The organism is Pseudoalteromonas distincta (assembly GCF_005877035.1).
Lineage (GTDB): Bacteria > Pseudomonadota > Gammaproteobacteria > Enterobacterales > Alteromonadaceae > Pseudoalteromonas > Pseudoalteromonas distincta.
On the sequence record NZ_CP040559.1, the window covers coordinates 368,969 to 381,231 of the forward strand.

Genomic DNA, 12,263 nt, shown 5'->3' on the forward strand with positions numbered 1-12,263 from the left:
TTATTTAGCTTGTAGCAAAAGTCCGCTGTCATGCATTTTTAGTTTCAATCAAATCTTATTACCTTCATTAATTATCAACTATATTGTGTTACCTTAAGGCTTTATAAACTCAAGTATTAATCTAAGTTTTAGATTGCATTCTATAGGAGTCTATTTTGGATATAGGTATTAACGCTATTCAGGCTGTATCTTCAAAACAAGCCATATTTATTAATGATGAGTGCCGAGTATTTGTAATTGGCGATCTTGATGGTGATTTACCGGCCTTAAAAAACGCACTTAATAACGTGAATTTTGACCCTGAAAGAGATACTTTGTTTTGCCTAGGCGATTTTGTTGATCGCGGGGATAAAACATATGACTTATTTACATACTTACAAGCCATTAGGGCATGTATGATATTAGGTAATCATGAGCATTTAATGTTGGAATCATTATTAAGTAATGATAAAGCGGCTTTAAAATTATGGACTGACAATGGTGGCAATTGGCATAAGTCGGTATCAAGTGAAAAGCTCAATGTCATGTGCGATGAGTTACTAACTAAACCGCTTTCAATAGTACTAGAGTATCGTGGTTATACAATAGGGTTGTCTCATACATTTGCACAATCGTGGGATTGGGAAAATTACCCTGATGATAAATCGCTAATTGTGCAATCTCTATTGTGGGATCGCGAAGTAGTTAAACAAAATAAGGTAGTTAAAAGTCATGGAGTCGACTTTTCAATACATGGACATAACTCAACTAAAGCGCCTTTTTGGGTTGGTAATAGTTATCATATAGATACAAATTATTATGGTGGAAAGCCGACATTACTTGAGCTTTCAGAGGTTATTGCTACGCTTGGTTAACCAAGCGCTATTTAGCAATTGTTACTTCTTTCAAATATCATCCGGCAGTTTTGCTTTCTAAAGTATAAACTGCTGACTACCACATCTAATTATCCCCTTCGTTTTTTTGTATACACTTTATGATGATTTGTGCACTGTAATTATTTTATCAAGCCTATAAACTATTTATCAGCAACCAAAGTGAGATGGCCTATGAATAAAGTACATTTTAGTAATATCACAGATTTTTACAGCGCGCTTGGAAAACCTGCGCCGGAGCATCCGCTTTTTGCCATTTCAACAACAGACAGTTCATCACAAAACAATTACCAAGCATGTTTAAATACTCAAAGTGTTATTAGCACCGATTTTTATGCTATTTCTCTAAAAAAGGTGACTGCAGGAGAGATTGTATATGGGCAAACTAAATATGATTGTAGTAGCGGTACATTATTGTTTTTTTCTCCACAGCAAACATTTTATAGCAATGGTGTAACTGTTGAGTCTCAAGGGAAAACAATTGTATTTCATGAGGATTTTATTCGTGGCCATGCACTAAGTACTGCACTCAAAAAGGCTTCTTTTTTTGGTTATGCCGTTAATGAAGCACTTCATCTTTCGCCAAAAGAGCAACGTTTAATTGCCAATGTAATTGCGAATATAGAAAGCGAATCAAAGCTCAGCTACGACGAATTTAGCCGTGACATTCTTTTAGCACACATCAATGTTTTGCTTAACTATGCAGAACGGTTTTATCGTCGACAGTTTTTATTGCGAAAAGAATCCCATAGCGCAATTGTTGATTCGTTTTTGGAAAAATTTGATGAGCTATTAGTGCTCAATAACAACAATGAAATTCCGAGTGTTAATACCCTTGCTGACTCACTAAATATGACTAGTCGCTATTTAACAGATGCATTAAAAATAGAAACCGGACAAACCGCACAACAAGTCATTCATAATCATTTAATTGATAAAGCAAAAAATAGCTTATTAGAAAGTAGCGACTCTGTTGCAAGTATTGCTTATGCATTAGGTTTCGCGTACCCGCAATACTTTGCCCGATTATTTAAAAACAAAGTAGGTCTAACGCCCTCACAGTACCGTGCTAGTCAGCACTAACTTAGTAGCAGGAAACAAGATGAAAAAAGTAGCAATTGTAACCGGTACATCGACTGGTTTAGGTATTAGCATTGTCGTAAAACTAGCACAACAAGGTTATTTTGTTGTGGCAACTATGCGTAATTTAGATAAAAAAGGTGCACTTGAAGTCGCTCTTCAAAACGCGAATGTGCAAGCTGAAATAAAGTATTTAGATGTGCAAAATACACTAAGTATTGAGCAATGTATTACTGACGTTATAGATGAACAAGGACAAATAGATTTACTCGTAAATAATGCAGGGGCAGGGTATATAAGAACAACCGAACAAACTACAGAGCAAGACATTCAGTGGGTAATGGATGTAAACTTTTTAGGAGTGGTACGCTGTACAAAAGCTGTTTTGCCGCATATGCGTAAAGCACGCCAAGGGCATATTGTGAATATATCGTCAGTAGGCGGTCTTGTCGGTCAACCTTTTAATGAAATTTACTGCGCAGCTAAGTTCGCACTTGAAGGTTATGTTGAATCGGTAGCAACTTATATAACACCAGCATTTAATATCAATTTTACCAATGTAGAGCCTGGTGGTATTAGCTCTGAATTTGCAAATAATGCGTTAGCACAGTTTCAGCAAACTGGTGGCATTGTAGATGATGAATATAAACCAATATTAGAGCAGTACATTGCGAGTGCTCAAGGTCGCTCTGCTGACGTATTTCAAACAGTAGACGAAGTAGCTAATGTGGTTATGGAATGTGTAAATAGTGAAGAACCACCAATAAGAGCGCGTACATCAATTTGGGCAAATGAGTTCTGTGAACTTAAAACGCAAGCAGATCCTACTGGTAAACTTCAGCAGCAAAAAGTGATTTCATGGTGATTTGAATAATTTGTTTTTAAGCTATAAATATTTAAATTCAACAAAGCCTCTCTTAGCTTGTTAATTAAGAGTGGTTTTGATGTGTGGGTTGGATTTTAAGTTTCATCCAATAGGTATCAATACAGTTATATGAGACGTTTATTTAGTTTTAATATTGATGATTAACAAACGGTTAAGTTTGGCTGTGTAGAATTGGGAACAATTTTTGCCATTTCGTAAATAATTTACGTAAAAGGACTAACTTCTCGCTTTAGGTTTTATATAAGCAGATTTAAATGGAACAGCCTCTCACATGATAGTAGCAAGCATATACCCTTTCCCTTTTTCAACGTTTTGTAAGTCGTCACTTTATGTATCAATTTTTTCTGCTTTGGGTTCTACGTGTGCTTTTGCAGCGCAAGAAAACTCGCAGCACGCAAAAGATATGGAAGTAATAGAAGTACGTGGTATCCGTTCAAGTATGGCCGAAAACTTAGATGTAAAACGTATGTCGGGATCTGTAGTTGATGCAATTACCGCTGAAGACATTGGAAAGTTCCCTGATAAAAACGTTGCAGACTCACTTCAGCGTGTACCCGGTGTGGTAATTGAGCGTGACGGCGGGGAAGGTTCATCTGTCAGTATTCGTGGTTTATCGTCAGAACTTACCTTTACACAGCTTAATGGTAATTTTATAGCATCTTCTCCAGGGGAGCCTTCGCGTTCGTTTGATTATGCTTTGTTACCGTCTTCAATGATTGAAAGTGTCGAGGTTTATAAATCGCCAGAGGCACGCTTAGATGAAGGTGGGGTTGGTGGCACTGTATTAATGCACAGCCGAAAGCCTTTAAATATGGATGCAAACTCGGGTGTATTTAATGTCGAGAGTACTTACGCTGATGTTACAAAAGAGTACGAACCGCAGTTTACGGGTTTATATTCATGGAAAAACGACAACGAAAACTTTGGTGTATTAGTTGGCTATACCTATCAGGAACGGACAAACAGAACGCTTTCGGGCGGTACTGATGCTAATGTATGGCGCTATACTGGCACTGGGCAAGCAACAGATATACATGGTAATACAGTTGATAACAATAACGGTTGGGATACTATTAATGATGCTAACGATAACAGTTACGATGGCGTTTGGTTTCCGCAAGTTGTTCGAGGTTCTGTTCTTAACGAAAAACGTGAGCGAGAAGGGATTCAATTTAGTTCACAGTGGCGACCAACAGATCGTTTAGAGCTTGGCTTTAATTATTTTGGTTTTACACTTGGGCAAGACAGAACAGAATCTGTGATTGATATACCAGAGTGGTCTTTAAATCCTGATTTTTTGACGGATGTAAATCTTGATGAGTCGGGCACTATCGTTACTGGTATGCAATACGATGCAATGGCAAGTGGTGTCGAAAATGATATGCAATTTCCGTGGATGCGTGGCAGCTACGTACGTGAGGAATCTACCTCCGATACCTTTGATTTTAATTTAACCTATGAAGGTGATAATTTTAAAGCGCGCTTTGTAATTGGTAATACACAATCAGAGGGCGGCCCAGAAGAAAGCTGGGAAGCGGCGTATAAAAGTTCTAACGCGGGCGAAGACGCAGCCACTATTCAAAACGCAGCTCAAACGGCAGGCTGGTCACTCAATCAAAATAATGTGTCACTTAATATCGACCCTAACACATTAGTTAATTTACAAAATGGAGTTGGAGGCGGTCGTGATGCGGGCTCTTCAAACTCAAGCTTTGTACGCAGTGAGCTAGAAGAAGATTACTACCAAGCTGATGTGGATTTTTATGTTGATTGGGGCTTTTTAAAAACAATTAGAACCGGTGTTAAATACCGCAATTCAACTCTTCACCGTGAAACCGGCAACACCTTCTTTTTAGATCCAAATTTTGATATTGCTGCAGGGGAAGCAAGTGAGCAAGGTATTACCCGTTTTGATAGCTACCAGTGGAATGGTGGAATGCCATTAGCTAAAAATGTATTTACTAGTGAGAATAATATTGCAGGTGGTTTTGATATAAACCAAATGCCAAGTATCGACTGGAATAAATATCGCGATATGGTCACTGCTAGTTATGTACCTTATACGCGCATTGAAGATAACTTTGTTTACGATATAGAAGAAAAAATATCGGCTTTTTACATACAAGGTGATTTTGAATTTATTGAAGTAAGAGGTAATTTGGGCGTGCGTGTTGTGCAAACAAAAACATTTACTTCATCTACTGACTTATATACCTACCAATTAGATCACACAAATGATGAAACAGGTGAGCCAGTAACAGGTGACGCTCGTTTTGTAGAAGACTATCAATTAGTCACTCAGCAAAACAAAGACACTCAAGTTTTGCCAAGCTTTAATATAGCGTGGGATGCAACCGACGATTTAGTTATTCGTGGGGCAATAGCTAAAGTAATATCTCGTCCTGACTATAGTGATTTAGGTGCGCAGCAGCGCATTACTTATGTATCAGATGAATGGGCAGAAGATAGAGCCGCATTTAACGAGCTTCCTGGTTTTAGCGGTAGTGGCGGAAATAAAAACTTGAAACCATTTGAATCAATTCAAGCCGATTTATCTATTGAGTATTATTATGGCGAAGGTTCAGCTGTTGGGCTGGCACTTTTTCATAAAAAAGTAGATAACTTTGTTGTGCCACTGGTGATCGACGTAGAGCAAAACTTTGCTGGTAAAAATAATATAGTGGATGCAGGGACTATTAATATAGCCCCTTACAGCACTGTAGGTAATGGCACCGATGCAGTATCAAAAGGCGCGGAAGTATTTATTCAGCATGCCTTTGATAGTGGTTTTGGCTTTTACGCAAATTACACTTATAACAAAACCAATAAAGCAGATGTAACAATTAATGGTGAAGAATTTGGTCAGTCGGCCTTAATAGGTAGTGCAAAGTATCAGTACAACACCTCTGTTTATTATGAAGGAGATTATTTTAATGTACGTGCTTCTTATAATAAGCGCGGCGAAACAGTACTCGGTTTAAATAGCGGATTAAATGTATACCAAGACCCTTACGAACAACTCGATGTAAATGCATCCGTAAATTTATACGACGGGCTTAGCTTTACCGCAGCGGTTATTAATTTAACTAAATCTGAATCAGTAACGCGTTTAGGAAATGACACCGATGCGCGATTACTCAATACTAGCTACTCAGGTCGTCGTTTTTACGCGGGCTTTAACTATAGCTTTTAGCTAAATGACTTAATAGCAGGTCTGTAGACGGTATTTTTTGATAGCGTAGGCCATAACAAACACTTTAATAGGCGTTAAATGTTAATAAAGTGCTAGTTATGTTGTGTTTTTAATGCGTTTAGCTCAAATTCTCAGCGAACAGTGCTTTATTTAAAGTTTTGTCAATAAAACGCTTGCGTAAAAATCTGTTCTCCCTATAATGCGACCCCACTGAGACGGGAAACAGCAACGCATAGCGAGGCTCGAACTACTCAGAGAGTTAAATAAAACTTCGGTTTTAAATCTTCTAAAAAGAAAGTTTAAAACAAAGTGTTGACTCGAAAAATAAAGGGTGTATTATTCGCATCCCTTGAGACGATAAAGCGACTCAAAACGTTCTTTAACAATATAAAGCAATCATCTGTGTGGGCACTCGTACAGATTGAGTTCTAACAGCCAACCTACTTAGGTAGTGAGGCAAACAAATTAGAGTCTCAATTGAAAACTGAGTGACCAACAGAAGTAACTTATTTATAAGTTGCTTCGGCACAGTCAATTCAATATCGAAAGATATTAAAAAATTCAGAATTCATTGAGCTGTCGAAAGACATAAAACTTTTTAATTGAAGAGTTTGATCATGGCTCAGATTGAACGCTGGCGGCAGGCCTAACACATGCAAGTCGAGCGGTAACAGAAAGTAGCTTGCTACTTTGCTGACGAGCGGCGGACGGGTGAGTAATGCTTGGGAACATGCCTTGAGGTGGGGGACAACAGTTGGAAACGACTGCTAATACCGCATAATGTCTACGGACCAAAGGGGGCTTCGGCTCTCGCCTTTAGATTGGCCCAAGTGGGATTAGCTAGTTGGTGAGGTAATGGCTCACCAAGGCGACGATCCCTAGCTGGTTTGAGAGGATGATCAGCCACACTGGGACTGAGACACGGCCCAGACTCCTACGGGAGGCAGCAGTGGGGAATATTGCACAATGGGCGCAAGCCTGATGCAGCCATGCCGCGTGTGTGAAGAAGGCCTTCGGGTTGTAAAGCACTTTCAGTCAGGAGGAAAGGTTAGTAGTTAATACCTGCTAGCTGTGACGTTACTGACAGAAGAAGCACCGGCTAACTCCGTGCCAGCAGCCGCGGTAATACGGAGGGTGCGAGCGTTAATCGGAATTACTGGGCGTAAAGCGTACGCAGGCGGTTTGTTAAGCGAGATGTGAAAGCCCCGGGCTCAACCTGGGAACTGCATTTCGAACTGGCAAACTAGAGTGTGATAGAGGGTGGTAGAATTTCAGGTGTAGCGGTGAAATGCGTAGAGATCTGAAGGAATACCGATGGCGAAGGCAGCCACCTGGGTCAACACTGACGCTCATGTACGAAAGCGTGGGGAGCAAACGGGATTAGATACCCCGGTAGTCCACGCCGTAAACGATGTCTACTAGAAGCTCGGAGCCTCGGTTCTGTTTTTCAAAGCTAACGCATTAAGTAGACCGCCTGGGGAGTACGGCCGCAAGGTTAAAACTCAAATGAATTGACGGGGGCCCGCACAAGCGGTGGAGCATGTGGTTTAATTCGATGCAACGCGAAGAACCTTACCTACACTTGACATACAGAGAACTTACCAGAGATGGTTTGGTGCCTTCGGGAACTCTGATACAGGTGCTGCATGGCTGTCGTCAGCTCGTGTTGTGAGATGTTGGGTTAAGTCCCGCAACGAGCGCAACCCCTATCCTTAGTTGCTAGCAGGTAATGCTGAGAACTCTAAGGAGACTGCCGGTGATAAACCGGAGGAAGGTGGGGACGACGTCAAGTCATCATGGCCCTTACGTGTAGGGCTACACACGTGCTACAATGGCGCATACAGAGTGCTGCGAACTCGCGAGAGTAAGCGAATCACTTAAAGTGTGTCGTAGTCCGGATTGGAGTCTGCAACTCGACTCCATGAAGTCGGAATCGCTAGTAATCGCGTATCAGAATGACGCGGTGAATACGTTCCCGGGCCTTGTACACACCGCCCGTCACACCATGGGAGTGGGTTGCTCCAGAAGTAGATAGTCTAACCCTCGGGAGGACGTTTACCACGGAGTGATTCATGACTGGGGTGAAGTCGTAACAAGGTAGCCCTAGGGGAACCTGGGGCTGGATCACCTCCTTATACGATTTAGAACTTATTTGTTCGTAGTGTCCACACAGATGATTGTTAATTAGTGCTTGTTCTTCGGAATAACTAATTAATATGCTCTTTAAAAATTTGGAAAAGCTGATAATAAAATTCTGATAGATACTTTGTATTTATCAAGAGTTTTCAAAAGTAAAAAAAGAATGGTAGCAGTACCATTCAGTGCCATTTAATTAACGTTTTACGTTGATTGATTGGTATCTACTTTAGTATTCAATATTGACTTCTGGCGAAGTTAAACTGTCACAAAACAAAGACCCGTTTGGGTTGTATGGTTAAGTGACTAAGCGTACACGGTGGATGCCTTGGCAGTTGGAGGCGATGAAGGACGTATTAACTTGCGATAAGCCTAGTCAAGCTAGTAAAAAGCGCTTGAGACTAGGATTTCCGAATGGGGAAACCCACCTGCTTGCAGGTATCGTTAACTGAATACATAGGTTAACGAGGCGAACGCGGAGAACTGAAACATCTAAGTACCCGTAGGAAAAGAAATCAACCGAGATTCCGAAAGTAGCGGCGAGCGAAATCGGAACAGCCCTTAAGCTTATTATGTGTTAATGGAAGGCTCTGGAAAGTGCCACGATACAGGGTGATAGTCCCGTACATGAAAAGACATTTTAAGTGAAATCGAGTAGGTCGGAGCACGTGAAACTTTGACTGAATATAGGTGGACCATCATCTAAGGCTAAATACTCCCAACTGACCGATAGTGAACCAGTACCGTGAGGGAAAGGCGAAAAGAACCCCTGTGAGGGGAGTGAAATAGAACCTGAAACCGTGTACGTACAAGCAGTAGGAGCCCACTTGTTGGGTGACTGCGTACCTTTTGTATAATGGGTCAGCGACTTATATTTTGTAGCGAGGTTAACCGAATAGGGTAGCCGTAGGGAAACCGAGTCTTAACTGGGCGACTAGTTGCAAGGTATAGACCCGAAACCCGGTGATCTAGCCATGGGCAGGTTGAAGGTTGAGTAACATCAACTGGAGGACCGAACCCACTAACGTTGAAAAGTTAGGGGATGACCTGTGGCTAGGAGTGAAAGGCTAATCAAACCGGGAGATAGCTGGTTCTCCCCGAAATCTATTTAGGTAGAGCCTCGGACGAATACTTACGGGGGTAGAGCACTGTTAAGGCTAGGGGGTCATCCCGACTTACCAACCCTTTGCAAACTCCGAATACCGTAAAGTAATATCCGGGAGACACACGGCGGGTGCTAACGTCCGTCGTGAAGAGGGAAACAACCCAGACCGCCAGCTAAGGTCCCAAAGTCATAGTTAAGTGGGAAACGATGTGGAAAGGCCCAGACAGCCAGGAGGTTGGCTTAGAAGCAGCCATCCTTTAAAGAAAGCGTAATAGCTCACTGGTCGAGTCGGTCTGCGCGGAAGATGTAACGGGGCTAAACTATGCACCGAAGCTGCGGATTCAGAATTTATTCTGAGTGGTAGGGGAGCGTTCTGTAAGCGGTTGAAGGTGTACCGGGAGGTATGCTGGACGTATCAGAAGTGCGAATGCTGACATGAGTAACGATAATGGGAGTGAAAAACTCCCACGCCGGAAGACCAAGGGTTCCTATCCCATGTTAATCAGGGTAGGGTAAGTCGACCCCTAAGGCGAGGCCGAAAGGCGTAGTCGATGGGAAACAGATTAATATTTCTGTACTCGATATAATTGCGATGGGGGGACGGAGCAGGCTAAACAAGCATGGCGTTGGTAGTCCATGTGAAAGTGAGTAGGTTGGTGACTTAGGTAAATCCGGGTTGCTATTAAGACTGAGACACGAGACGAGTCACTAAGGTGATGAAGTTGTTGATGCCATACTTCCAGGAAAAGCCTCTAAGCTTCAGATTATATGGAATCGTACCCCAAACCGACACAGGTGGTCAGGTAGAGAATACTAAGGCGCTTGAGAGAACTCGGGTGAAGGAACTAGGCAAAATCGTACCGTAACTTCGGGAGAAGGTACGCTCCTATCTGTGATGAGACTTGCTCTCTAAGCGGACGGGAGCCGCAGTGACCAGGTGGCTGGGACTGTTTATTAAAAACACAGCACTGTGCAAAATCGCAAGATGACGTATACGGTGTGACACCTGCCCGGTGCCGGAAGGTTAATTGATGGGGTTATCCTTAGGGAGAAGCTCTTGATCGAAGCCCCGGTAAACGGCGGCCGTAACTATAACGGTCCTAAGGTAGCGAAATTCCTTGTCGGGTAAGTTCCGACCTGCACGAATGGTGTAACCATGGCCACGCTGTCTCCACCCGAGACTCAGTGAAATTGAAATCGCAGTGAAGATGCTGTGTACCCGCGGCTAGACGGAAAGACCCCGTGAACCTTTACTACAGCTTGGCACTGAACATTGAACCTACATGTGTAGGATAGGTGGGAGACTTTGAAGCAGCGACGCTAGTTGTTGTGGAGTCAACCTTGAAATACCACCCTTGTAGTTTTGATGTTCTAACGTTGGCCCCTGAATCGGGGTTACGGACAGTGCCTGGTGGGTAGTTTGACTGGGGCGGTCTCCTCCTAAAGAGTAACGGAGGAGCACGAAGGTTGGCTAAGTACGGTCGGACATCGTACGGTTAGTGTAATGGTAGAAGCCAGCTTAACTGCGAGACAGACACGTCGAGCAGGTACGAAAGTAGGTCATAGTGATCCGGTGGTTCTGAATGGAAGGGCCATCGCTCAACGGATAAAAGGTACTCCGGGGATAACAGGCTGATACCGCCCAAGAGTTCATATCGACGGCGGTGTTTGGCACCTCGATGTCGGCTCATCACATCCTGGGGCTGAAGTCGGTCCCAAGGGTATGGCTGTTCGCCATTTAAAGTGGTACGCGAGCTGGGTTTAGAACGTCGTGAGACAGTTCGGTCCCTATCTGCCGTGGGCGTTTGAGAATTGAGAGGGGTTGCTCCTAGTACGAGAGGACCGGAGTGAACGAACCGCTGGTGTTCGGGTTGTCATGCCAATGGCATTGCCCGGTAGCTACGTTCGGAACTGATAAGCGCTGAAAGCATCTAAGCGCGAAGCAGGCCTCGAGATGAGTTCTCACTAGACTTTTAAAGTCTCTGAAGGGCCGTTGAAGACTACAACGTTGATAGGCAAGATGTGGAAGTGGTGTGAGCCATTAAGCTAACTTGTACTAATTACCCGTGAGGCTTAACCATACAACGCCAAACGCGTTTTATGCGACAGTTTGACAGAAGTTAATATGACTAAAGTAGATATTACTGAAAAGACTTAAAAAATATTATCAGATATTTTCCAAATTCAAGAGGTGACTCTTAGCGCGTAGCGTTAACATTGAGGCACCTTGCGCAAAGAAAATGGTAGCACTACGTGCTTGTCATTCATTCTTTGCACCTAATTTGCTTGGTGACAATAGCGTTTTGGACCCACCTGATTCCATGCCGAACTCAGTAGTGAAACGAAACAGCGCCGATGATAGTGTAGCATTTGCTATGTGAAAGTAGGACATTACCAGGCTTCAAATTGTAGAAAGCCCGACTAGAAATAGTCGGGTTTTTTTACGTCTGCAGAAAAGTGAAATGTGCGCAATTAACACCCACTCATATCGCGACACAAAGATAGTGTAGCATTTCACTGTGGCTCTCCACCGCTGTGGGCACTACGACATTACCAGGCTTCAAATAAGAGAAACCCGTTACAGCAATGTGACGGGTTTTTTGCTTTCTGGGATTTAGTAAATAGCCAGAGCCCATGCCGAACTAAGTAGTGAAACCAAACAGCTCGAAGGCGAGCCCCGGCCAACGATAGTGTAGCATTTGCTATATGACTTTCTACCGCTGTGGGCACTACGACATTATCAGGCTTCAAATTGTAGAGACCCGTTACAGCAATGTGACGGGTTTTTTGCTGTCTGGGATTTAGTAAATAGCCAAGAGCCCATGCCGAACTCAGTAGTGAAACAAAACAGCTCGAAGGCGAGCCCCACGGAAGGCCGCCCCGACACAAAGATAGTGAAGCATTTCACTGTGGCTCTCCACCGCTGTGGGCACAACGATATCCTACTGCGTAGCGCACCGACTTCAAATTGTAGAAAGCCCGACTAGAAAT

4 protein-coding genes and 3 rRNA genes are annotated in these 12,263 nt (G+C 42.9%); all 7 read left to right on the forward strand.

Annotated elements, in window-relative coordinates; genetic code table 11:
- Positions 1-155: 155 nt before the first annotated feature.
- The 7 genes from FFU37_RS18360 (at position 156) to rrf (ending at position 11,672) form a co-directional block, all read left to right on the forward strand.
- Positions 156-854: a metallophosphoesterase gene (locus tag FFU37_RS18360; protein ID WP_138490245.1), complete on the forward strand. Its 699-nt coding sequence runs from the start codon at positions 156-158 to the stop codon at positions 852-854.
- Between the two features lie 192 nt (positions 855-1,046).
- On the forward strand, positions 1,047-1,955 hold the full coding sequence (locus FFU37_RS18365) for a helix-turn-helix domain-containing protein (protein ID WP_002961276.1): 909 nt from the start codon (positions 1,047-1,049) through the stop codon (positions 1,953-1,955).
- A gap of 19 nt (positions 1,956-1,974) precedes the next feature.
- Positions 1,975-2,817: an SDR family oxidoreductase gene (locus FFU37_RS18370; protein WP_002961275.1), complete on the forward strand. Its 843-nt coding sequence runs from the start codon at positions 1,975-1,977 to the stop codon at positions 2,815-2,817.
- Between the two features lie 292 nt (positions 2,818-3,109).
- Positions 3,110-6,031 carry a TonB-dependent receptor gene (locus FFU37_RS18375; RefSeq protein ID WP_138490246.1) on the forward strand — a complete coding sequence of 974 codons (2,922 nt, stop codon included), beginning with the start codon at positions 3,110-3,112 and terminating at the stop codon, positions 6,029-6,031.
- A 599-nt stretch (positions 6,032-6,630) separates the two neighbouring features.
- A 16S ribosomal RNA gene (locus FFU37_RS18380) occupies positions 6,631-8,166 on the forward strand.
- Between the two features lie 297 nt (positions 8,167-8,463).
- Positions 8,464-11,353, forward strand: a 23S ribosomal RNA gene (locus FFU37_RS18385).
- A 204-nt stretch (positions 11,354-11,557) separates the two neighbouring features.
- Positions 11,558-11,672, forward strand: a 5S ribosomal RNA gene (gene rrf / locus FFU37_RS18390).
- The 16S, 23S and 5S rRNA genes sit together here, the layout of an rRNA operon.
- The last annotated feature ends 591 nt before the right edge of the window (positions 11,673-12,263 follow it).

What these genes read in the sequence shown, in the direction of transcription:
- FFU37_RS18365 (WP_002961276.1), top strand. Translation starts at nt 1,047, where the DNA reads ATGAATAAAGTACATTTTAGTAATATCACAGATTTTTACAGCGCGCTT.
- FFU37_RS18370 (WP_002961275.1), top strand. Translation starts at nt 1,975, where the DNA reads ATGAAAAAAGTAGCAATTGTAACCGGTACATCGACTGGTTTAGGTATT.
- FFU37_RS18375 (WP_138490246.1), top strand. Translation starts at nt 3,110, where the DNA reads ATGATAGTAGCAAGCATATACCCTTTCCCTTTTTCAACGTTTTGTAAG.